This is a genomic window from Azoarcus sp. DN11 (assembly GCF_003628555.1).
Lineage (GTDB): Bacteria > Pseudomonadota > Gammaproteobacteria > Burkholderiales > Rhodocyclaceae > Aromatoleum.
Window position 1 is genome coordinate 2,875,712 of sequence record NZ_CP021731.1, and the last position, 20,789, is coordinate 2,896,500.

A 20,789-nucleotide genomic window follows, 5' to 3' on the forward strand; every position below is an offset into this window, starting at 1 on the left:
CACCTGTAGTCTTGTTGCTCTGCTTGGGCTATTCGACGCTAAAGCCCGGCGTCTCCGAACAAAAACGGGATGGCCGCGTCGAACGACCATCCCGCGGAGCTCACAGCCGGGATTCTCTCCCGCCCCTGGTCAGCATCTCTTACGGACGCTGAGCCAGTTCCGGCACATTACGGCGCGCCGCGCCGATATACAGCTGGCGCGGACGCCCGATCTTGTATTCCGGATCGGTGATCATTTCTTCCCACTGGGTGATCCAGCCGACCGTGCGGGCAAGCGCGAAAATGCAGGTGAACATCGACGTCGGGATGCCGAGGGCCTTCTGCACGATACCCGAGTAGAAGTCGACGTTCGGATACAGCTTCTTCTCGACGAAATACTCGTCTTCGAGCGCGATCTTCTCGAGTTCCTTCGCCAGCTTGAACAGGCGGTCGTTCTCGAGGCCCAGTTCCCCGAGCACATCGGCGCAGACCTTGCCCATGAGCTTCGCACGCGGGTCGAAGTTCTTGTACACGCGGTGGCCGAAGCCCATCAGCTTGAAGCTGTCATTCTTGTCCTTGGCACGCTTGATGTACTCGCCGACGCGCGACACGTCGCCGATTTCCTCCAGCATGTTCAGGCAGGCTTCGTTCGCACCACCGTGCGCCGGGCCCCACAGGCAGGCGATGCCCGCCGAGATGCACGCGAACGGGTTGGCGCCCGAGGAACCCGCGAGGCGGACCGTCGAGGTCGAGGCGTTCTGCTCGTGATCGGCGTGGAGCGTGAAGATGACGTCGAGCGCACGCACCAGGACCGGGTTCGGCTCGTACTTCTCGCACGGCGTGCCGAACATCATGTGCATGAAGTTCGCCGTGTAGTCGAGATCGTTGCGCGGATACATGAACGGCTGGCCCATGTTGTACTTGTAGGCCATCGCCACGATCGTCGGCAGCTTCGCGATCAGCCGGTTGATCGAGATGTTGCGGTGCGCTGCATCCGAGAAATCCAGCGCGTCGTGGTAGAACGCCGACAGCGCGCCCACGACGCCGACCATGACCGCCATCGGATGCGCATCGCGACGGAAGCCCGTGTAGAACTTCGTCATCTGGTCGTGCAGCATCGTGTGGTTCTTGATCGTCGTCTCGAACTCGGTCTTCTGCGTGGCGTTCGGCAGGTCGCCATTCTTCAGGAGATAGGCGACTTCCAGGAAGTTGCACTTCTCGGCCAGTTGCTCGATGGGATAACCGCGATACAGCAGCTCGCCCTTGTCACCGTCGATGAAGGTAATCGTAGACTTGCAGCTCGCGGTCGAAAGAAACCCGGAGTCATAGGTGAAGAGACCGGTTTTGGCGCCCAGCGTGCGGATGTCGATGACATCATTGCCATGGGTGCCGGTCATCACCGGGAATTCGACGGTCTTGCCATCGACGGTAAGCGATGCGGTGCGTTCAGTGCTCATAGGTCGTCCCTTATGCGTGCCCGTATTAACTACTTGCTCCCTGTAATGACCGCCCTGCCGAGTCAACCCTGACTCAGCAGGCCGATCATCTCTTTCCAGCGATCGACCTCGCACGGATTGCTGCCATTGACCATGGCCCACAGCTCATGGTCCTCGCAGCGCAGCAAATCCTCGAGGTCCGCCAATTGACCGTCCGTGAGGCGGTCAAAGTCCCTTTCCAGAAAACGTGCGAAGACAAGGTCGAGCTCCAGAAGAGCCCGACGGCATTGCCAGCGCACGCGTCCCCGGTTGATGCTCATACTGCGCGGCTGACCATCATGTCCTTGATCTTGCCGATCGCGCGCGTCGGATTCAGACTCTTCGGACACACATCGACACAGTTCATGATGGTGTGGCAGCGGAACAAGCGATACGGATCCTCGAGGTTGTCGAGGCGTTCGCTGGTCGCCTCGTCGCGCGTGTCGGCGAGGAAACGGTACGCCGCGAGCAGCCCCGCCGGCCCGACGAACTTGTCCGGGTTCCACCAGAACGACGGGCAGGACGTCGAGCAGCACGCGCACAGGATGCACTCGTACAGGCCGTTGAGTTCCTCGCGGTCTTCAGGCGATTGCAGGCGCTCGCGCTCGGGTGCCGGCGTGTCGTTGATCAGGTACGGCTTGATCGAGTGGTATTGCTTGAAGAACTGGGTCATGTCCACGATCAGGTCGCGGATCACGGGCAGCCCGGGCAGGGGGCGCAGCACGATGGGCTGCGGCAGGCTGTCGATGTCGGTGAGGCACGCGAGACGGTTCTTGCCGTTGACGTTCATTGCGTCGGAACCGCAAACGCCTTCGCGGCAGGAACGGCGGAAGGACAGCGAATCGTCCTTCGACTTCAGGCGAACCAACGCGTCGAGCAGCTTCTTGTCCGACGGCTCCAGTTCGAGAGTGTAGTCCTGCATGTACGGCTTGTCGTCCTTGTCCGGATCGTAGCGGTACATCTTCAATTGAATGGTGCGCTTGCTCATTTCAATATTTCTCCCGCGCTCAATAGGTGCGCTTTGCGAGCGCAATCGGGTCCACATCCTGCGACAACGGCTGCATCGTCACCGGCTTGTATTCGAGCCGGTTTCCGTCTCTGAACCACAAGGTGTGCTTGAGCCATTCATTGTCATTGCGGCCGTTGGGGAATTCCGCCGTATCCGGGGCGTCGTCGCGCACGTGGGCGCCGCGGGATTCCTTCCGCGCCTCGGCCGACACCATGGTCGCCTTCGCGACTTCGATCAGGTTGTCGAGTTCGAGCGCTTCGGTGCGTGCAGTATTCCAGACCTTCGACTTGTCCTTGATCTCGGTGCGCTTCGAGCGTTCGGCCACGTCGAGGATGGCGGCGGCGCCTTCCTTCAGCAGCTTGTCGAAACGGAACACGCCCGCGTGCTTCTGCATCGTGCGACGCATTTCGAGGCCCACATCGAACACGCTTTCGCCATTGGTCTGCCCCTCGAGGCGCGCCAGACGCGCGAGCGAGACATCGGCGGCGTCGGCCGGCAGCGGCTTGAGGCTGAGGTTGCCACTGCTCAGATCCTCGACGACCGACTCGCCGGCCGATTTACCGAACACCAGCAGGTCGAGCAGCGAGTTGGTGCCGAGACGGTTGGCGCCGTGCACCGATGCGCAGGCACATTCGCCCGCCGCGTAGAAGCCGGTGACCGGGGCGTTCGGGTTGCCGTTCTTCGGCGCGACGACCTGGCCCTTGTAGTTGGTCGGGATGCCACCCATCTGGTAATGCGCCGTCGGCACGACCGGGATGGGCGCCTTGATCGGGTCCACGCCGGCAAACTGGATCGAGATTTCGCGAATGCCGGGCAGGCGCTTCATGATCGTTTCGGGCGACAGGTGCGTGATGTCCAGCAGCACGTGATCCTTGTCGGGTCCGCAGCCGCGGCCCTCGTTGATCTCGGTGACCATCGAACGCGAAACGACGTCGCGCGACGCGAGGTCCTTCAGGTTCGGCGCATAACGCTCCATGAAGCGCTCGCCGGACCCGTTGCGCAGGATTCCGCCTTCACCGCGCACGCCTTCGGTGATCAGCACTCCCGCGCCGAACACACCGGTCGGGTGGAATTGCCAGAATTCCATGTCCTCGAGCGGAACGCCGGCGCGCGCCGCCATCCCCAGACCGTCGCCGGTATTGATGAACGCGTTCGTCGAGCTGTGGAAGATGCGGCCCGCACCACCGGTCGCGAAGATCGTCGCCTTGGCATGGAAGATCGAGACTTCGCCCGTTTCCATTTCCAGCGCGGTCACGCCCAGGACGTCGCCGTCCGCGTTGCGGATCAGGTCGAGCGCCATCCACTCCACGAAGAACTGCGTATTGGCGCGGACGTTGCGCTGATACAGCGCATGCAGCATCGCGTGGCCCGTGCGGTCGGCCGCGGCACAGGAGCGCGAAACCGGCGACTTGCCGTAGTTCTGCGAGTGGCCGCCGAACGGACGCTGATAGATCTTGCCGTTGTCGGTGCGGTCGAACGGCATGCCGTAATGCTCGAGCTCGACGACAACCTCGTTCGCCTTGCGGCACATGAATTCGATGGCATCCTGGTCGCCCAGCCAGTCCGACCCCTTGACGGTGTCGTACATGTGCCAGTGCCAGTTGTCCTCGGTGGAGTTCCCGAGCGACGCCGCGACGCCACCCTGGGCTGCCACGGTGTGCGAACGGGTCGGGAAGACCTTGGTCAGCACGGCCGTCTTCAGGCCGGCTTCGGAAAGTTGCAGGGCCGCACGCAGGCCGGCACCGCCGGCGCCAACGATAACTGCGTCAAAAGTACGCTTAGCGACAGTCACGCTCACAGCCTCCAAAGAATCTGGGCAGCCCAGCCGGCGTAGCCGACGAGCACGAAGATCGTTACAAGATGCAGCGCCAGGCGGACACCGACCGGCTTGATGTAATCCATGAAGATGTCACGCACCCCGATCCAGGCGTGATAGAAGAGCGCCAGGAAGAAGAGGAAGGCGAAGAAGCGGACGAGACCGTTGCGGAACAGGCCGGACCACGTCTGATAGGTCATTTCCGGCAGACCCAGGGCAGCCGCGGCAAACAGGATGGTGAAAATCACCATGAACAGAGCCGTCGCACGCTGCGCGATCCAATCGCGCAGACCATAATGAGCGCCCACGACGATACGCTTTACCATAGCTTCACCCCAATGATCACGGTCAGCGCAATGCTGACTCCCAGCACGATGCGCGAGCTGTTACGGGCCGACTGGAGGTCGATGCCCTTGTGAAGATCGAGCAGAAGGAAACGGATGCCGGCGCAGAAGTGATGCATGTAGGCCCACAGGAGCCCCAGCAAGAGAAGCTTGACGAGAGGATTACCGACAACACCCTTGTACGCCGCAAACGACTCCGCCGATCCAAGGCTGCGATCCAGCAGGTACAGCAGGAACGGCAACATCAGGAACAGCCCCACCCCGCTGACCCGATGGAGAATGGAAACGATACCCGGCAGCGGGAGCCGGATTTCGTGCAGCGCCAGGAATTTGGGCCGCTGCTTGCGCGCTATGGCTTCTGACATATTGTTTTACCCCTAGATGAGCGACGGTTGCCCGCCGCGGTTCTCCCAACTTGTAAAGCGCGAGAATTATATACGCGGAAACCCTTACATCCGCCGGCTCGCCGATCAGTTCAGCTCGTTCAGATAGAAATGCTCCGCCGTGGAATACAACCCTCGCCTCCACTCCACCGGCCTGTCCCCGTACGTGTACGTAACGCGCTCCACGGACAAGAGCGGCGTTCCCTCGGCCACCCGCAAGGCCTCGGCCGTCGATCGATCGGCACCCACTGCCCGTATCCGTTCCTGAGCCCGGATCATGCGCAGGCCAAAGCGAGCTTCGAACAGGCTGTAGAGCGAACCGTTCCAGCTCTGCAGCACTTCCAGCGTCAATCCCTGGAATATTTCGCCGGGCAAGTAGATTTCATCGATCACGACGGGTTTCTGTGCAAATTTGAGCACGCGCCGCACGATGATGATCGGCTCGCCCTGCTCGATGCCAAGCATGCGCGACGCCTCCTGGCCAGCCCGGGCGCGCCAGCAGTCCATCGGCACGCTTTGCGGATGGGCAAGGTCACCATCCATCGGAACGAGACGCAGAAAACGAAACAAGGCACGCGGATCGTTGTGGGACGCGACGAACGTCCCCTTCCCCTGCTTGCGCACGAGAAGATTCTCGGCAGCCATCTCGTCGATCGCCTTGCGGACGGTGCCTTGCGAGACGCTGAACCTCGATGCGAGCTCCTGTTCGCTCGGAATCACCTGACCGGGGCGCCATTCACCCGATTCAAGCGCCTGAAGAATCAGGCTCTTGATCTGCCGATACAGCGGACTGAAGGTTGGGGATTCCTGTGCCATGGGCGCATTTCATCATAAAAATTTTCCAGCGTCCATTATCGGTCTAATGTCTTATATAAGACAAGTGACATTCATTGACACACAACCGACTTGCTTCTACCATCCTTTCGCCCCGGAATCCGGTTTCCGGCTACCCAGATTCGAACGCCCGAGCTGCAGTCGCGGGCGCACGATCTACAATCAATACCGTCTTCAATTCGCTTTAGAGGGAGTACTCAGATGAGCAAAGCCCCCGTCCGTGTCGCCGTCACCGGCGCCGCAGGCCAGATCGGTTACAGTCTGCTGTTCCGCATCGCCAGCGGCGAAATGCTGGGCAAAGATCAGCCCGTGATCCTGCAATTGCTCGATCTGCCGCAAGCACAGAAGGCGGTCAAGGGCGTGATGATGGAGCTGGAAGACTGCGCCTTCCCGCTGCTCGCCGGCATGGTCGCCACCGACGATCCCAACGTCGCATTCAAGGACGCCGACTACTGCCTGCTCGTCGGTGCCCGCCCGCGCGGCCCCGGCATGGAGCGTGCTGACCTGCTGCAGGCCAACGGCGCGATCTTCACGGTGCAGGGCAAGGCCATCGCCGAGAACGCCAAGGAGGGCGTCAAGGTTCTGGTCGTCGGTAACCCTTGCAACACCAACGCCTACATCGCCGCTGCCGCCGCGAAGAAGGTCGGCCGCACCAACCCGAACAACTACCACGGCATGCTGCGCCTGGACCATAACCGCGCCCTGTCGCAGCTCGCTGCCAGGACCGGCCGTTCGGTCTCGAGCCTCAAGAAGATGGTTGTGTGGGGTAACCACTCGCCCTCGATGTACGCCGACTACCGCTTCTGCACCTCGAACGACGACTCGGTGAAGGCGCTCGTCAACGACCACGCCTGGAACAACGACGTGTTCCTGCCGACCGTCGGCAAGCGCGGCGCGGCCATCATCGATGCGCGCGGTCTTTCGTCGGCCGCTTCCGCCGCGAACGCGGCGATCGACCACATGCACGACTGGGCGCTCGGTTCGGACGACTGGGTGACCATGGGCGTCCCGTCGGACGGCTCCTACGGCATTCCCAAGGATGTCGTCTTCGGCTTCCCCTGCGAATGCAAGAACGGGCAGTTCAAGATCATCCAGGGTCTCGAAATCGACGAGTATTCGCGCGAGAAGATCAACAAGACCCTCGCCGAGCTCGAGGACGAGCGTGCCGCAGTTGCCGACATGCTGAAATAATCGGTTGCCGCAACACCGCACCCGAGAGCCGCGGCGAAACGCCGCGGCTTTTTTTTGCCCGTGAATTTCCGCAAAATCAGTCCATCAGGAAGCACCGTGGATAACCGAATGAAACATCCTGCCGAAGTTCTTTTTGCCGGCGAAAAGCCGTTTCCGGTCCTGCCCGCCGTGGATCACTACGCCGGCTCGGAGAAATTGATGCGGAAAGCGCTCCAGCTTCAGCAGGAGCTCGGGCCCATCTTCGATCTCACCTGCGACTGCGAAGACGGCGCCCATGCCGGCGCTGAAGCGGAGCATGCGGCCATGGCGTCGGAGATCATCCTCTCTGCCGACAATCATTTCGGGCGCGTCGGAGCCCGCATCCACGACATCACGCACCCCCATTGGCGCAAGGATCTCGAAATCCTCGTCGGAAACGCCGGACGCCGGCTTGCCTTCGTGACCCTGCCGAAAGTGCGTACGGCAGCGGATGCCGCCGCACAGATCGACGCGCTGCGGGCCGTCGAGCAGGCCCACGGGCTTGCAACGCAAATCCCCGTGCACGTGTTGATCGAAACGCATGGAGCGCTTCGCGAGGCGTGGGAGATCGCAGCGCTGGAGAGCGTCGAATCCCTCGATTTCGGCCTGATGGATTTTGTTTCAGGGCACCACGGAGCCATTCCCGGAAGCGCGATGACGAGCCCGGGACAGTTCACGCATCCCCTGATCGTTCGCGCCAAGGCGGAGATTGCCGCGGCGGCGCTGGGCAACGGCGTTGTGCCGTCCCACAACGTCACGACCGAACTCAAGGACGTCGCATTCATCCGCAGCGACGCCGAACGCGCCCGCCGCGAATTCGGCTACTTGCGCATGTGGAGCATCCACCCCAACCAGATTCGCCCCATCGTGGAGGCGATGCGCCCGGATTTCTCCGAGGTGGAAGCTGCCGTGGAAATTCTTGTCAACGCGCAGGCCGTTGGCTGGGGACCCACGCAGCACCACGGCAAGCTCCACGATCGGGCGTCTTACCGGTACTACTGGGAGCTGCTGTCACGCGCCAAGGCGACGGGCATGGCGATCGGCGACGAGGCGGAACGGCGCTTCTTTCGCTGAAGCGCGGCTGGGCTGTATTTGCAGGTGCGCAGATACGTCTACGGAGCCCCGAATGCGGTGGGCGGAATTCTGACGAAGGACCTGCGGGGGAGCGCTACGGCGCACCCGCGCCTTCCTGCGCGGCCCGTGAGCAAGCGCGATGCGCAATGACGCATCAACGCCGGCGCTGGTGCTGATGGGCCGACGTGGAGGCATCGGGACGCTCTTCCTTGTGGCGAAAGCTGATGCGAGCCTTCGTGAGGTCGTAAGGAGAGAGCTCCACGCTCACCCGGTCGCCCGCAAGGATGCGAATGCGGTGTTTGCGCATCTTGCCCGACGCGTAAGCCTGAACCTCGACTCCGTTTTCCAGCGTTACCCTGAAGCGCGTATCGGGAAGCACTTCATTCACGACGCCCTCCATTTCCAACAGTTCTTCCTTCGCCATTTCAACTCCTTCAAAACGAGCAATGTCCGCGCGTCGCCCTCATGGAGGCTCCATCGGCAAGGCTGCACCAAGGATAGGGACCACGCCACGACGACGACCGGAGCAAACCGGACCAATCCTGACGGGCGATGGCGTCTCGGCTGAGACGTCAGGGATGACCGGGACAACCGGCAGAGAACCGGCCGGAATGGCTACCCGGCCATGAGACCGGATTTTACATTGTACCTGTTCCGGAAGGCACTACCCGGCCCAAATCCCGAAGCGCCCACATGCGAATATGCCTCCCGCCCGCCGGGTTTCCCTATAATGAAAAAATGAGTGTCCTCGAATCCGTCCCCGACGCCTGCACGGTGTTCTTCGCCGACTTGGCCGGCAGCACCCGTCTATACGAACGGGCGGGGGACGCCGTTGCGTATCGCCTTGTCGAACAATGCCTGCAGGGAATGCGCCAGGAGGTCCAGGCCTGTGGGGGCCGGGTCATCAAGAATACGGGTGACGGCCTGCTGGCGGTTTTTTCCGACCCGAATGGTGCTCCCGAGGCCGCGATACGGATTCATAACGTGGTTCAGGACCTGCCTCGCGTATCCGGGCAGAAAATGGCGGCCCGCATGGCCTTCCACACCGGCACGGTCATCGTCAGCGATGAGGACATCTTCGGCGACACCGTAAACGTTGCCGCGCGGCTGCTCGAACTGGCAACCCCCGGGCGCGCCATTGCCTCGGAGCAGAGCGTGCAGGAACTCCAGCCGGAATGGCGCAGCCTGCTGCACCCGCTTCAAAGCCGAAGCTTGCGCGGCGTGTCGCGACTCACCGCCCCGTTCGAACTGGTGTGCGAATCAGTCGGCGATCTGACGGTCGTGCAAACGGTCAACCTGGACGCGGACAATGCTCCGGAACTTCGACTGACCTCTGCAAGCCGCTCGCTGACCCTGAATGCGCAAACGCCGAGCGCCCGCCTCGGCCGCGCCACCTCGTCCGATATTCGCGTGACGGATACCCGTGCATCCCGTGAACACGCGCACATCGAGTTGCGTGGCGACAAGTTCGTGCTGGTCGACCGCAGCAGCAACGGGACTTTCGTCGCCATCGACGGTGAACGCGAATTCGTCCTGTCGCATGAGGAAGTCGTCCTCAGAAAACGTGGCCGCCTGGCGCTCGGCCGTTCAGCCGCCGACAGCCAAGACATCATCGAATTCATCTGCCTGTAACGAGTCCGACCGCCTGCAGCCTGTCGATCACGTTTCCGGCGGATTTCAATGCTTCGCGCATTCGCGCGAGCAGTTCGCGCAGTTGCTCCGATCAACGCGTTTGCCCAGCGCCTGCTGCAAGGCACATACGGATCGCCGGCAACACACGACCGACGCGCCCTCCCTGCTGGCAGCTTCCCGAAAACGCTGCATCACGTTATGCCCCAGGAAGTCGGTAAACAGAATCACCATGCCGATCCCTGCCGGCAATGATGCATTTCGCCGCTGATGGGCGGTTTCACGACCGCTGACGTGCGCGGCGATGCGAATGCCAAATTCCGAAAGGACGTTCGGAATGTTCCCGAGACGATCAGCTCCGACGATTAGCGCGTCCATGCCATCCCCTAAAATCAGTATTGAGAAGAGTTCTCATCCATACTGAACCCAATGGGAATTAATTGCAAGTAGGAATTGTTCTCGTTAGTATTGTGCCATTATTAGTCCACGACCACGCAAGGGAATCACATGAAGAAGACTCTCCTCGCCGCCGCCCTTCTCGGTTTCGGCACCGTGACCGTCCAGGCCTTCGCTGCGGACAACGAACTGAACCTGTATTCCGCGCGTCACTACCAGACTGACGAGGCCCTATACTCGAACTTCACGAAACAGACGGGCATCAAGATCAATCGTATCGAGGCGAAGGAAGATGAACTCCTGGAGCGCATCCGCAACGAAGGTGCGAACAGCCCCGCGGACGTGTTCATCACGGTCGACGCCTCGCGTCTGGCGAAGGCCGACGAGTTGGGCATCTTTGCGCCAGTAAAATCCAGGATCCTGGAAGAGCGCATCCCGGCGCATCTGCGTGCCAACAACTGGTACGCGTATTCGACGCGCGCCCGAGTGATCGTGTACAACAAGGAATCGGTCAAGGCGGAGGACGTGCAAACCTACGAAAGTCTTGCCGGTCCGGCGCTCAAGGGAAAGGTGTGCTCCCGCTCGGGTAGCCATCCCTACAACATCTCGCTGGGCGCAGCGCTCATCAAACACAACGGCGCCGAAGCGACCGAGACTTGGGCGAAGAACCTCGTTGCCAACTTCGCACGAGCGCCCAAGGGCGGCGACACGGACCAGATCAAGGCAGTGGCTGCCGGCGAATGCGGCGTCACGATCGCCAATACCTATTACCTCGCCCGTCTGATGAATTCGGACAAGGCCGAGGACAAGGCCGTGATGGCGAAAGTCGGAACGGTTTGGCCCAACCAGAAGAGCTGGGGGACGCACATCAACGTTTCGGGTGCAGGGATGCTGAAGAATGCGCCGAACAAGGGCGCCGCGGTGAAATTCCTCGAGTACCTCGCCTCTGACGAAGCGCAGGCCTATTTCGCCAACGGGAACAACGAATGGCCCGTCGTCGGAAGCGTCAAGGTCAGCAATCCGGCGCTCGACACCTTGGGCAAATTCAAGGCCGACGCCCTGCCCGTCGGTGAACTCGCAAGCACCGCGGCAGAAGCGCAGAAGATTTACGACCGCGCGGGATTCCGCTGATCGGCCGGAATCTGCGAGGGGCTCGTGAACGAGCTTCTCGCAGAGATCGCCCGTCTGCGGGCGAACGCACAAAAGCAAAACGCCTTCCGGTGACTTCGGAAGGCGTTTGTGTTTGCAGCCTGAATCTCGGGGCCGGCAGTCCCCGGCGGGTTGCCTATTCCGTCTGCGCAGGCGGCGCAGAATTCGGCTTGGGAGAACGTTTGCGGAACTTGCGCGCGGGTTTCTTGGCGGGCGCATCGTCGCCCGACGCCGCGGCCGCAGCCACATTCTTGGGTTGTCCTGCAGGTTTTGCCTGAGCCGGCGGCTTGCCTTGTCCGCCGCCCTTCTGTTGTTGCCGCCCTCCCAACCTCGGGCCGCGGGGCGGCTTGGGTCCGACCAGTCCCGTGGAAGGAGTCGGGCGCCTCAGGTTCGGGTCGGGGGCACCTTCGCGGTTTCCGGGCGCGAGACTGATTTCGAGTTCATTCAGTTCGTCCCATTCGGCGTCGGTGCGCTGATTGTCGGGAATGGCCAGCAGTTCTTGCAGGCGACGACGTGGAGAAGTCGATTGCGGTGCATTCATCGGTGAATTATCCCATCGTTCGGGCGTCGCCGCTCTTGTTCTTTCTCAAAAAAGCGCAGTTTGGTCACATATGGCGAGGGTGCGGTGCGTGGCGTTCGAGCCGACGGCCTCATTTGGGGAAGCGGCGGGAGACGCGTTCGACGATCGATCCCTTGGCGGCCACCTCCGTCGCGCCAGCCTGCTTTGCCGCCTGAAATGCATCCGGGTCGAAATGGGGGCCGAAAACGACGATGTCGACCTGTGGAAAGGTTTCCCGCAGCTGTTCGATCTGGGTGCAGGCACTGCGCATGCCGAGATCCACGACGATACAGTCCGGAGTCTCCGTGCTCTGCTTCTTCAACATGGTGGCACCCGCCGCCTTCCAGGCGGATTCGAGGCGCATGCGACTCATCAGGTCGTCGCACCGCAGCAATATCTTGATTGTCATCCCAAAATTCCGTAGACGTGAATCCGGTTCGATCCGTGCTCTAGACTTCTGTCTCTTCGACCGTACGGCGGCTCCCGCGCACGATCTGCCGCGAGATGATGAACATCGGCAGCAGGCCGACCGCCACGATCGTCACGGCCGCCGTCGATGCCTCGGCCAATCGCTCGTCCGACGCGAGAATATGCGCCTGAGTTGCCAAGGTATCGAAATTGAAGGGCCGCATCACCAAAGTCGCCGGCAGCTCCTTCATGACATCCACAAAAACCAGCAGGCCTGCGGTCAACAGGCTTCCGCGCAGGATCGGCACGTGGACACGCCGTAGCGTAGCCCACTTTCCGGCCCCGAGGCTACGGGATGCGTCGTCCATGCTCGACGTGATCTTGCCCAGACTGCTTTCGACGGTATGGAGCGCCACCGAAAGAAAGCGACTCAGGTAAGCATACACCAGCGCCGCGATTCCTCCGGTCAGCACGAGCCCCGGATTCACGCCGCCCATCTCCTGCCACCAGCCTGCAATCACATGGTCGAGCCGTGTCACGGGAATCAGCACTCCGACGGCGATGACGGAACCGGGTACTGCGTAACCCAGCCCGACGGTGCGATTCAGGGCTCGCGGCAGACGCGAGCGCGCGAGCCGGGCCGCGTAGCCGAGGACGATTGCGAGCAATACCGCGAGCAGTGCGGTGACCGAGGCGAGCACGAAGCTGTTGCGCGCCAGTTGCACGAAGCGGGCGCCGAACTGCGCATCGCCCTCGACGAGCGCCATGCGCAGAAGCAGGGCCGCAGGCAGCAGGAAACCGAGGAGAAGCGGCAGGAAACACAGCAGCGTGGCCAGAAGGCCGAGGGCGCGTGACAACTTGACGGGGGTCGGCGCCGTCTGCTGGCGCGAGGTGTTGTTGAAGCGCGCCCGCCCGCGGCTGGCATGCTCGAGGACCAGGACCACGACGACAAACGCGAGCAGCGCAGCCGAGAGTTGCGCCGCGGCAACGCGGTCCCCGAGCGAGAACCACGCGCGGTAGATTCCGGTCGTGAAGGTCTGCACACCGAAATACGAGACGGTTCCGAAATCCGCGAGCGTTTCCATCAACGCCAATGCCGACCCGGCAACCACGGCGGGTCGCGCGAGAGGCAGCGAAACGCGGAAGAAACTGCCCCACGGACCAAGTCCCAGCGAGCGCCCGGCCTCGAGCATGCCGGACGCGCGCTCCAGGAAGGCCGTTCGGGCCAGGAGGTAGACGTACGGATAGAGGACGAACATGAACATCGCCACCGCCCCTCCTGCCGTGCGGACGTCGGGAAACCAGTAGTCACCCGCCTTCCATCCGGACACTGCGCGAAGCCAGCTCTGGAGCGGCCCGACGAACTGGAGGAAGTCGGTGTAAACATATGCCATCACGTAGGCGGGAACCGCGAGCGGCAGGACGAGCGCCCACTGGAAGAAGCGGCGTCCGGGAAAGTCCGTCATCGTCGTCAGCCAGGCAGTCGTCACGCCGATGCTGGACACGCCGAGACCGACACCGATGCAGAGAATCAGGGTGTTTCGGAGAAATTCGGGCAGGACGGTGGCGGAAAGGTGGCTCCAGGTGCCCGACGTTCCTCCGGCAAAGACGTTGGAGAATACGGAGATCACGGGTATTGCGATCAGCACGGAGATCAGCAGCGAACCGGCCGTCAGCGACGACCAGCGCTTGTGCAACCTTCCCAGCCCTTCCTTGAATTTCATCTCGCTCCCGAGGCATCACGCTGCGGAGTCCATCCCGCGCAGCAGGCAGTCGAGAATTATAATTCATCGCATTTAGATGCAATAATGGCATCGCACAACACGAACGCCGTATCGGATTCTTAATGTCCCATCTCGAGCTCGCCGGCATCGATCTGGCGTATGGCGGCCATCAAGTCGTCCGCAAATTTTCGCTCCGCCTGGAAACGGGCAGCATCGGCTGCCTGCTGGGGCCGTCCGGCTGCGGCAAGACGACGGTGTTGCGCTGTATTGCCGGGTTCGAGCCGGTATTGGCGGGGGAGATTCGTCTCGACGGGCAATTGGTGAGCGGGTGCGACGAGCATCTACCCCCCGAGCAGCGGCGCATCGGCATGGTGTTCCAGGACTACGCGCTCTTCCCTCACCTTTCGGTCGCGGACAACATCGGCTTCGGGCTGCGCCGAGTGGAACCGCAGCAACGCCGCGAACGCATCGGCGAACTGCTGCGTGTCGTGGGGCTTGCCGATCAGGGTCACAAGTATCCGCACGAGATGTCAGGCGGCCAGCAACAGCGGGTCGCACTCGCGCGCGCGCTCGCCCCGCGCCCCAGCCTGCTCCTGCTGGACGAACCTTTCTCGAATCTGGACGTGGAGTTGCGGGAGCGCCTGTCCTACGAGGTGCGTGACATCATCAAGGCGACGAACACGACCGCGATCCTGGTGACGCACGACCAGAACGAGGCCTTCGCGGTCGCGGACGAGATCGGGATCATGAACGAGGGCCGCATCCAGCAGTGGGACACGCCCTACAACCTGTATCACCGCCCGGGCAACCGCTTCGTCGCCGATTTCATCGGACAGGGGGTCTTCCTTCAGGGAGTCGTCCTCAACGATCACCAGGTGCGGGTCGAACTCGGTACGCTCAATAGTGCAATCCCGGTCGAATGCGGCATCGGTTGCGAAAACTGTGGCCGAAACTGCATGGTGTCGGTCCTTCTGCGGCCCGACGACATCGTGCATGACGACTCGAGCACGATGAAGGCGGAGGTGATCCACAAGGCATTCCGCGGCGCCGACATCCTGTACACGCTCAGGCTGAAGAGCGGGGCGAAGGTATTGTCGCTCGTGCCCAGCCATCACAATCACGCCATCGGGGAAAGGATCGGCATCCGCCTGGATGCGGATCACGTGGTGACCTTCCACGACGGCTCCGACGATGCGGTACGCACCCTGCCCGTTCAAGGATCGGTTGCCGTGCACAGATGATTCCCTGGCTGACGGGCGCACCGCATTTCCCCCCCGTCGAGAGCGCGCTCGACGAACCGCCCGGCCTGCTTGCCGCCGGTGGCGCGCTCACGCCGGAATGGCTTCTGGCGGCGTACCAGCAGGGAATTTTTCCGTGGTACAGCGCGGGGGAACCGATTCTCTGGTGGAGTCCCGACCCGCGTCTGGTGCTGGCCCCGGCCCGGATGAAAATCTCGCGCTCCTTGCGCCGCACCTTGCGCCAACCCCGGTTCGAGATCCGCTTCGATACTGCCTTCCCGGCGGTCGTCGAAGCATGCGCCCAGCCGCGCGAACCGGGCGGGAGCACCTGGATCACGGCCGAAATGCAGGTCGCCTACCGCCGCATGCACGAACTCGGATATGCCCACAGTGTCGAAGCGTGGGATGAGGAGGGGCTCGCAGGCGGGCTTTACGGCATCGCGGTGGGAAGGGCATTCTTTGGCGAATCGATGTTCAGCCGCCGTACCGATGCTTCGAAGGTCGCCCTTGCTCATCTGGCTCGCTACCTCGAGTCAAGGGACTTTGCCGTGATCGATTGCCAGATGACCACGCGGCACCTGCTTTCGCTTGGCGCCTTCGAGATCCCGCGTGCCGAGTTCCGCGCCGGTCTGGCGACATGGACGCGGGAGGGGGATGGCCCGGGGCGGTGGTCCGAAGATGCGAGCCGAGGATTGTTCTGAGCGCACATTCGCCGAGATGCAGAAAGATTACCCCTACGCACTCATCCAGTTCTACGCGACCGCGCCGTATGCGTGTTCGTACCTGCCCGAGCGGGTCGCCCGCTCGCAGGTCGCGACGCCGGGCCATCTCATCGATGCGGCGGTGTACAGCGAGCTGGTCCGCAACGGTTTTCGCCGCAGCGGCATGTTCACCTACCGCCCGTATTGCGATCATTGCCGCGCCTGCGTTCCCGTCCGCGTTCCGGTCGAGGCGTTCGTCGCGGACCGCAGCCAGCAGCGCAGTTGGGCGCGGCACCGATCCCTCGAGGCGAGCGAAAGGGATCTCGCTTTTTCGGAAGAGCACTACACCCTTTACCAGCGCTACCAGGGCTCGCGCCATGCAGGCGGGGGGATGGATCAGGACAATCGCGAGCAGTACACCCACTTCCTGCTGCAGAGCCAGGTGGACACCCGCCTCGTCGAATTCCGTGAGCGGGGGGTCCTGCGCATGGTGAGCGTCATCGACCGCCTCAGCGACGGCTTGTCCAGCGTCTACACCTTCTTCGATCCGGACACGCCGAAGGCCAGCTATGGCACTTACGGGGTTCTGTGGCAGATCGAGGTGTGCCGCCGCCTGCACCTGCCGTACGTGTATCTCGGGTACTGGATCAAGGAGAGCCGGAAGATGAACTACAAGACCCGCTTCCGCCCGCTCGAGGGGCGAATCCGGGGTGAGTGGCGAACCCTGGACCCCTTGGCCGACGCGGAATCGGAATAGGCCGCGCTTGGCGCCGGACGGCCCGCGAGGGGCGCATCGTTCGGAAATCCGCGGGGCGAGGTCCCGCACGAAACGGTAGAATCCGCGGATGCTATACGACATCGCGCGCCCCATCCTGTTTTCGCTCGACGCGGAAACCGCCCACGAATTCTCCCTCGCCGCACTCAACCTCGCCGGCCGCCTGCTGCCAACCGGAAAGCCGCTGCCGGCAGATCCGGTCGAGGTCATGGGACTGGAGTTCCCCAACCGCATCGGACTTGCGGCCGGCCTCGACAAGAATGGTGAAGCCATCGACGGCCTGGCCCGGTTCGGCTTCGGCTTCCTCGAGATCGGCACCGTCACCCCGCGGCCCCAGCCGGGAAATCCGCGGCCACGCCTGTTCCGGCTGCCCGAGGTGCGCGGGATCATCAACCGCATGGGCTTCAACAACCACGGCGTCGACGCACTGGTGGCAAACGTCAATGCCGCCCGGTTCAAGGGCATTCTCGGGATCAACATCGGCAAGAATTTCGACACGCCGATCGAAAATGCCGCCGACGATTACCTCGCCTGCCTCGACAAGGTGTACGCGCTGGCAAGCTACCTCACGGTCAACATTTCCTCGCCCAACACGAAGAACCTCCGCCAGCTGCAGGGCGAATCCGAACTCGACGATCTGCTCCGGCGACTCAAGGGGCGGCAAGCGCAACTGGCGGACAAGCACGGCCGCTACGTTCCGCTGACGCTGAAGATCGCCCCCGATCTCGAGCCGGCCCAGGTGGTCAACATCGCCGACGCCCTGCGGCGCCATCGCATCGACGGGGTCATCGCGACGAACACGACGATCTCGCGCGAGAAGGTGCAGGGAATTCGCTACGCCGAGCAACAAGGCGGCCTGTCCGGCGTTCCGGTGTTCGAAAGCTCGACCATGGTCGTCTCGCTGCTTGCGCAGGCGCTTGCCGGAGAAGTCCCGATCATTGCGGCGGGAGGAGTGCTCGACGGACGCAGCGCACGGGCGAAACTCGAAGCCGGCGCAAAGCTCGTGCAGGTGTATAGCGGGCTGATCTACCGCGGACCGGGTCTTGTGGAAGAGTGCGTGCGCGCGACTGCTTCCGATGGCTTTGTCGTCGCTCGCTGAAGCGGCCCGCTTGTTCCCGGGACAAATGCCTGTGAGCGCTCCAGGGTTGAGCAGGGCATAAGGGCGGGCGATAATTTCGCGGTTATCAGGCGATCCGGGATCATGACCAGCTACATCTTCATCGTCATCGGCGCTGTTCTGGTGAACAACGTCGTCTTCGTGCGCATTCTCGGCCTGTGCCCCTTCATGGGGGTGTCCAAAAAGCTCGAGACGGCGATCGGGATGGGCGCGGCAACGACCTTCGTGCTGACGCTCGCCAGCGGCACGAGCTACCTGATCGACCACTACCTGCTGCAGCCGTTCGATCTCGCGTTCATGCGCACGCTCGCGTTCATCGTCGTGATTGCGGCGATCGTGCAGCTCACGGAACTGGTCATACAGAAGACCAGCCCGATTCTGCATCAGGTCCTCGGCATCTATCTTCCGCTCATCACGACGAACTGCGCAGTGCTGGGCATCCCGCTGCTGAATGTCGCACTCAAGCACAACCTGCTGGAGTCCCTTCTGTTCGGCTTCGGATCATCGATTGGTTTTACAATGGCCCTCGTGCTGTTTGCGGGCATTCGCGAACGCCTCGACGGCGCGGACGTGCCGGCCCCGTTCCGCGGTACGGCAATCGCGATGATCACGGCTGGATTCATGAGCCTGGCCTTCATGGGATTCGCCGGACTGGATCGCTTTCACTAGGGCTCCCCGGCGAGAAATCATTTCATGTCTGAAATTGCGCATGCACCCCGCGGCGGGCACTCCGCCGCCGCCCTGCCCCTGCCCCCATGCTGACCTCCATCCTCATCATGACTGGGATAGCCATCGTGCTCGGAGCGGCACTGGGCTACGCCTCGATCCGGTTCAAGGTCGAAGGCGATCCGCTGGTCGAAAAAATCGACGCGATCCTTCCCCAGACGCAGTGCGGCCAATGCGGCTACCCGGGCTGCAAGCCCTACGCGCAAGCCATTTCGAACGGGGAAGCGGATATCAACCAGTGCCCTCCCGGAGGCGCGGAAGGCATCCGCAAGCTCGCCGACCTGCTCGGACGCGAGGTGAAGCCGCTCTCGGAAGAACACGGAACGGAGAAGCCGAAGTCGGTCGCGCGCATCGACGAACAGGCGTGCATCGGCTGCACGCTGTGCGTTCAGGCCTGCCCGGTGGACGCCATCGTCGGAGCGGCAAAACAGATGCACACCGTGGTCGCGCCCCTGTGTACGGGCTGCGAACTGTGTGTCGCGCCCTGCCCCGTCGATTGCATTTCCATGACGCTGGTCGCGGAAACCGTGGAAACGTGGAAATGGAAATATCCGGTGCATGAACTGAGGTCCGCGGCATGATTTCCCGCCTGTTCAATTTCCGCGGCGGGGTCAAGCCGGAGCCGCACAAGAGCGAGTCCTCCGGCACGCCCATTGAAAAGGCGCCGCTGCCGAAGCGGCTGGTGATCCCCCTGCGCCAGAGCCTCCGATCGACCGCGCGATGCCTCGTCGAGCCCGGGCAGAAGGTGCTGAAAGGCGAGCAGATCGGCCAGGGCGAAGGGGCGCTCGGAACCGGCGTCCATGCATCCACCTCCGGCACCGTGGTCGAGATTGCGCCGTACCCGATGGCGCACGCGTCGGGACTCGAAACCTTGTCGGTCGTCATCGCGCCCGATGGCGAGGAGCGCTGGATCGATCGTGCGCCGTTCGATTACCGCAAGGTGTCGCGTGAGGAAGCGCTCGGCTGGCTCAGGAGCTGCGGCATTCTCGGCTTGGGCGGTGCGGGTTTCCCGACTCACGTCAAGCTCGGGAGCGGGACGGGCATCGACACGCTGGTGATCAACGGGGCCGAGTGCGAACCGTGGATCACCTGCGACGACCGCCTGATGCGCGAGCGTGCGGCGGACGTGCTTTCGGGGGCCATGATCCTGCGCGAGCTGATAGGTGCCCGCCGGGTGCTGGTCGGCATCGAGGACAACAAGCCCGATGCGATCGAGCGCATGCGGGCTGCGGCAAGCGGCGTCGGCGATGACGTCGCGGTCGTCGCGGTACCGGCCCTCTACCCTGCCGGCGGCGAGAGGCAGCTGATCCGGGTTCTTACCGGAATCGAAATTCCCCAGGGCAAGTTCGGCACGGATTTCGGCGTCCAGTGCTTCAACGTCGGCACGGCAGAGGCCGTTCATCGTGCCATCCAATTCGGCGAACCGCTGCTTTCGCGCATCGTCACGCTGACGGGCAACGTTGCGCGCCCCGGAAACTACGAAATCCTGCTCGGCACGCAGGTCGCGGAGCTGCTCGCACTGGTCGGCCCCAAGGCGGACACCGATCGCTACATCATGGGCGGGCCGATGATGGGAATCGAATTGCAGAGCCTCGGTGTCCCCGTCACCGCGACCACGAACTGCATCATTGCCGCGTCGCCCGCGCTGTTCCCCCCGCCTCCGCCCGAACAGCCCTGCATCCGCTGCGGCGAATGCGCCCGCGCCTGCCCGGCCGACCTGCAGCCTTTCGAGCTGTACTGGTTCTCGCGCGCGAAAAACTTCGGCAAGGCCCGGGAGTATCACCTCTTCGACTGCATCGAATGCGGCTGTTGCGCCTACGTGTGCCCTTCGCATATCCCGCTGGTCGACTACTTCAGGTTCTCGAAGGGCGAAATCCAGGCCCGTGAGCACGAACGGACGGCGTCGGAGCAGGCACGCACGCGCTTCGAGTTCCGCAATTTCCGCCAGGAGCGGGAGAAGGCGGAAAAAGCGGCGAAGCTGGCCGCCAAGGTGGCCGAGACACGCGCCAAGCGCCCCGAAGCCGCCACCGCACCCGAAACCGCCGCCGCCCCCGAACCTGCGGCATCGCCGGAGGACCTGAAGAAGGCGCTGGTTGCCGCCGCGCTCGCACGCGCGAAGCAGCAGAAAGCGGCCGTGACGCCGAAGAACACCGACAGACTGAGTGCCGAAACTCAGGCCGAGATTGCCGCAATCGACGCGCGGCGCGAAAAGCTCACCACCCAAGACGCCGACAAGACGCCCTGA

Annotated in this window: 23 protein-coding genes; 11 read left to right on the forward strand and 12 right to left on the reverse strand. The window is 62.8% G+C overall.

Annotated features, from left to right (window positions below):
* Window positions 1–139: 139 nt before the first annotated feature.
* From gltA to CDA09_RS13225, 7 genes are all read right to left on the reverse strand, one after another.
* The gene (gltA, locus tag CDA09_RS13195; protein ID WP_121429127.1) at window positions 140–1,435 is read right to left on the reverse strand and encodes a citrate synthase; all 1,296 of its coding nucleotides are present in this window, start codon (window positions 1,433–1,435) and stop codon (window positions 140–142) included.
* A gap of 62 nt (window positions 1,436–1,497) precedes the next feature.
* Window positions 1,498–1,734: an FAD assembly factor SdhE gene (locus CDA09_RS13200; protein WP_121429128.1), complete on the reverse strand. Its 237-nt coding sequence runs from the start codon at window positions 1,732–1,734 to the stop codon at window positions 1,498–1,500.
* On the reverse strand, window positions 1,731–2,441 hold the full coding sequence (locus CDA09_RS13205) for a succinate dehydrogenase iron-sulfur subunit (RefSeq protein WP_121429129.1): 711 nt from the start codon (window positions 2,439–2,441) through the stop codon (window positions 1,731–1,733). The genes CDA09_RS13200 and CDA09_RS13205 overlap by 4 nt, the downstream gene beginning before the upstream one ends.
* A 19-nt stretch (window positions 2,442–2,460) precedes the next feature.
* Complete coding sequence (sdhA, locus tag CDA09_RS13210; protein WP_121429130.1) at window positions 2,461–4,254, reverse strand: succinate dehydrogenase flavoprotein subunit; 1,794 nt, start codon at window positions 4,252–4,254, stop codon at window positions 2,461–2,463.
* Between the two features lie 2 nt (window positions 4,255–4,256).
* Window positions 4,257–4,604, reverse strand: a complete 348-nt coding sequence (gene sdhD, locus CDA09_RS13215) for a succinate dehydrogenase, hydrophobic membrane anchor protein (protein WP_121429131.1) — start codon at window positions 4,602–4,604, stop codon at window positions 4,257–4,259.
* The gene (gene sdhC / locus CDA09_RS13220; protein WP_121429132.1) at window positions 4,598–4,987 is read right to left on the reverse strand and encodes a succinate dehydrogenase, cytochrome b556 subunit; all 390 of its coding nucleotides are present in this window, start codon (window positions 4,985–4,987) and stop codon (window positions 4,598–4,600) included. The genes sdhD and sdhC overlap by 7 nt, the downstream gene beginning before the upstream one ends.
* A 105-nt stretch (window positions 4,988–5,092) precedes the next feature.
* Entirely contained in the window at window positions 5,093–5,821 is a 729-nt protein-coding gene (locus tag CDA09_RS13225; RefSeq protein ID WP_121429133.1) for a GntR family transcriptional regulator, read from the reverse strand.
* Between the two features lie 219 nt (window positions 5,822–6,040).
* Between CDA09_RS13225 and CDA09_RS13230 the strand changes: the two genes are divergently transcribed.
* A complete protein-coding gene (locus tag CDA09_RS13230) occupies window positions 6,041–7,030 on the forward strand; it encodes a malate dehydrogenase (protein ID WP_121429134.1) in 990 nt (329 codons plus the stop codon).
* Between the two features lie 108 nt (window positions 7,031–7,138).
* Window positions 7,139–8,122: an HpcH/HpaI aldolase/citrate lyase family protein gene (locus tag CDA09_RS13235; protein ID WP_121429135.1), complete on the forward strand. Its 984-nt coding sequence runs from the start codon at window positions 7,139–7,141 to the stop codon at window positions 8,120–8,122.
* Between the two features lie 154 nt (window positions 8,123–8,276).
* Here the strand turns inward: CDA09_RS13235 and infA are convergent, their stop codons facing one another.
* Entirely contained in the window at window positions 8,277–8,546 is a 270-nt protein-coding gene (infA, locus tag CDA09_RS13240) for a translation initiation factor IF-1 (RefSeq protein WP_121429136.1), read from the reverse strand.
* Window positions 8,547–8,860: 314 nt separating this feature from the next.
* On the opposite strand from infA, the gene CDA09_RS13245 reads away from it, so the two are divergent.
* Window positions 8,861–9,754 carry an adenylate/guanylate cyclase domain-containing protein gene (locus tag CDA09_RS13245; RefSeq protein ID WP_121429137.1) on the forward strand — a complete coding sequence of 298 codons (894 nt, stop codon included), beginning with the start codon at window positions 8,861–8,863 and terminating at the stop codon, window positions 9,752–9,754.
* Window positions 9,755–9,799: 45 nt separating this feature from the next.
* Here CDA09_RS13245 and CDA09_RS13250 read toward each other — a convergent pair whose 3' ends face one another.
* On the reverse strand, window positions 9,800–10,129 hold the full coding sequence (locus tag CDA09_RS13250) for a DUF2325 domain-containing protein (RefSeq protein WP_121429138.1): 330 nt from the start codon (window positions 10,127–10,129) through the stop codon (window positions 9,800–9,802).
* 129 nt (window positions 10,130–10,258) lie between these two features.
* Here CDA09_RS13250 and CDA09_RS13255 point away from each other — a divergent pair, with 129 nt between their 5' ends.
* Window positions 10,259–11,278, forward strand: a complete 1,020-nt coding sequence (locus CDA09_RS13255) for a Fe(3+) ABC transporter substrate-binding protein (RefSeq protein WP_121429139.1) — start codon at window positions 10,259–10,261, stop codon at window positions 11,276–11,278.
* A 154-nt stretch (window positions 11,279–11,432) separates the two neighbouring features.
* Here the strand turns inward: CDA09_RS13255 and CDA09_RS13260 are convergent, their stop codons facing one another.
* From CDA09_RS13260 to CDA09_RS13270, 3 genes are all read right to left on the reverse strand, one after another.
* Window positions 11,433–11,837, reverse strand: a complete 405-nt coding sequence (locus tag CDA09_RS13260) for a hypothetical protein (RefSeq protein WP_121429140.1) — start codon at window positions 11,835–11,837, stop codon at window positions 11,433–11,435.
* Between the two features lie 109 nt (window positions 11,838–11,946).
* Complete coding sequence (locus CDA09_RS13265; protein WP_286164121.1) at window positions 11,947–12,219, reverse strand: response regulator; 273 nt, start codon at window positions 12,217–12,219, stop codon at window positions 11,947–11,949.
* Window positions 12,220–12,304: 85 nt separating this feature from the next.
* On the reverse strand, window positions 12,305–13,987 hold the full coding sequence (locus tag CDA09_RS13270) for an ABC transporter permease (protein ID WP_121429141.1): 1,683 nt from the start codon (window positions 13,985–13,987) through the stop codon (window positions 12,305–12,307).
* A 122-nt stretch (window positions 13,988–14,109) separates the two neighbouring features.
* Here CDA09_RS13270 and CDA09_RS13275 point away from each other — a divergent pair, with 122 nt between their 5' ends.
* From CDA09_RS13275 to rsxC, 7 genes are all read left to right on the forward strand, one after another.
* Window positions 14,110–15,228 (forward strand): ABC transporter ATP-binding protein, encoded by a 1,119-nt coding sequence (locus CDA09_RS13275; protein ID WP_121429142.1) that lies wholly within the window; start codon window positions 14,110–14,112, stop codon window positions 15,226–15,228.
* The gene (aat, locus tag CDA09_RS13280; RefSeq protein WP_121429143.1) at window positions 15,225–15,926 is read left to right on the forward strand and encodes a leucyl/phenylalanyl-tRNA--protein transferase; all 702 of its coding nucleotides are present in this window, start codon (window positions 15,225–15,227) and stop codon (window positions 15,924–15,926) included. Before CDA09_RS13275 ends, aat begins: the two co-directional genes overlap by 4 nt.
* 16 nt (window positions 15,927–15,942) lie before the next feature.
* Window positions 15,943–16,683, forward strand: coding sequence for an arginyltransferase (locus tag CDA09_RS13285; RefSeq protein WP_121429144.1), 741 nt, complete (start codon window positions 15,943–15,945; stop codon window positions 16,681–16,683).
* A gap of 88 nt (window positions 16,684–16,771) precedes the next feature.
* Complete coding sequence (locus tag CDA09_RS13290; RefSeq protein ID WP_121429145.1) at window positions 16,772–17,800, forward strand: quinone-dependent dihydroorotate dehydrogenase; 1,029 nt, start codon at window positions 16,772–16,774, stop codon at window positions 17,798–17,800.
* Window positions 17,801–17,902: 102 nt separating this feature from the next.
* On the forward strand, window positions 17,903–18,487 hold the full coding sequence (rsxA, locus tag CDA09_RS13295) for an electron transport complex subunit RsxA (protein ID WP_121429146.1): 585 nt from the start codon (window positions 17,903–17,905) through the stop codon (window positions 18,485–18,487).
* 86 nt (window positions 18,488–18,573) lie between these two features.
* Window positions 18,574–19,125, forward strand: a complete 552-nt coding sequence (rsxB, locus tag CDA09_RS13300) for an electron transport complex subunit RsxB (protein ID WP_121429147.1) — start codon at window positions 18,574–18,576, stop codon at window positions 19,123–19,125.
* Window positions 19,122–20,789, forward strand: coding sequence for an electron transport complex subunit RsxC (gene rsxC, locus CDA09_RS13305; RefSeq protein WP_121429148.1), 1,668 nt, complete (start codon window positions 19,122–19,124; stop codon window positions 20,787–20,789). Before rsxB ends, rsxC begins: the two co-directional genes overlap by 4 nt.

Bases quoted from the DNA above. Each gene is read 5' to 3' on its own strand.
- gltA (WP_121429127.1), bottom strand. From the start codon at position 1,435: ATGAGCACTGAACGCACCGCATCGCTTACCGTCGATGGCAAGACCGTC.
- CDA09_RS13200 (WP_121429128.1), bottom strand. From the start codon at position 1,734: ATGAGCATCAACCGGGGACGCGTGCGCTGGCAATGCCGTCGGGCTCTT.
- CDA09_RS13205 (WP_121429129.1), bottom strand. From the start codon at position 2,441: ATGAGCAAGCGCACCATTCAATTGAAGATGTACCGCTACGATCCGGAC.
- sdhD (WP_121429131.1), bottom strand. From the start codon at position 4,604: ATGGTAAAGCGTATCGTCGTGGGCGCTCATTATGGTCTGCGCGATTGG.
- sdhC (WP_121429132.1), bottom strand. From the start codon at position 4,987: ATGTCAGAAGCCATAGCGCGCAAGCAGCGGCCCAAATTCCTGGCGCTG.
- CDA09_RS13225 (WP_121429133.1), bottom strand. From the start codon at position 5,821: ATGGCACAGGAATCCCCAACCTTCAGTCCGCTGTATCGGCAGATCAAG.
- CDA09_RS13230 (WP_121429134.1), top strand. From the start codon at position 6,041: ATGAGCAAAGCCCCCGTCCGTGTCGCCGTCACCGGCGCCGCAGGCCAG.
- CDA09_RS13235 (WP_121429135.1), top strand. From the start codon at position 7,139: ATGAAACATCCTGCCGAAGTTCTTTTTGCCGGCGAAAAGCCGTTTCCG.
- infA (WP_121429136.1), bottom strand. From the start codon at position 8,546: ATGGCGAAGGAAGAACTGTTGGAAATGGAGGGCGTCGTGAATGAAGTG.
- CDA09_RS13245 (WP_121429137.1), top strand. From the start codon at position 8,861: ATGAGTGTCCTCGAATCCGTCCCCGACGCCTGCACGGTGTTCTTCGCC.
- CDA09_RS13250 (WP_121429138.1), bottom strand. From the start codon at position 10,129: ATGGACGCGCTAATCGTCGGAGCTGATCGTCTCGGGAACATTCCGAAC.
- CDA09_RS13255 (WP_121429139.1), top strand. From the start codon at position 10,259: ATGAAGAAGACTCTCCTCGCCGCCGCCCTTCTCGGTTTCGGCACCGTG.
- CDA09_RS13260 (WP_121429140.1), bottom strand. From the start codon at position 11,837: ATGAATGCACCGCAATCGACTTCTCCACGTCGTCGCCTGCAAGAACTG.
- CDA09_RS13265 (WP_286164121.1), bottom strand. From the start codon at position 12,219: ATGCGCCTCGAATCCGCCTGGAAGGCGGCGGGTGCCACCATGTTGAAG.
- CDA09_RS13270 (WP_121429141.1), bottom strand. From the start codon at position 13,987: ATGAAATTCAAGGAAGGGCTGGGAAGGTTGCACAAGCGCTGGTCGTCG.
- CDA09_RS13275 (WP_121429142.1), top strand. From the start codon at position 14,110: ATGTCCCATCTCGAGCTCGCCGGCATCGATCTGGCGTATGGCGGCCAT.
- aat (WP_121429143.1), top strand. From the start codon at position 15,225: ATGATTCCCTGGCTGACGGGCGCACCGCATTTCCCCCCCGTCGAGAGC.
- CDA09_RS13285 (WP_121429144.1), top strand. From the start codon at position 15,943: ATGCAGAAAGATTACCCCTACGCACTCATCCAGTTCTACGCGACCGCG.
- CDA09_RS13290 (WP_121429145.1), top strand. From the start codon at position 16,772: ATGCTATACGACATCGCGCGCCCCATCCTGTTTTCGCTCGACGCGGAA.
- rsxA (WP_121429146.1), top strand. From the start codon at position 17,903: ATGACCAGCTACATCTTCATCGTCATCGGCGCTGTTCTGGTGAACAAC.
- rsxB (WP_121429147.1), top strand. From the start codon at position 18,574: ATGCTGACCTCCATCCTCATCATGACTGGGATAGCCATCGTGCTCGGA.
- rsxC (WP_121429148.1), top strand. From the start codon at position 19,122: ATGATTTCCCGCCTGTTCAATTTCCGCGGCGGGGTCAAGCCGGAGCCG.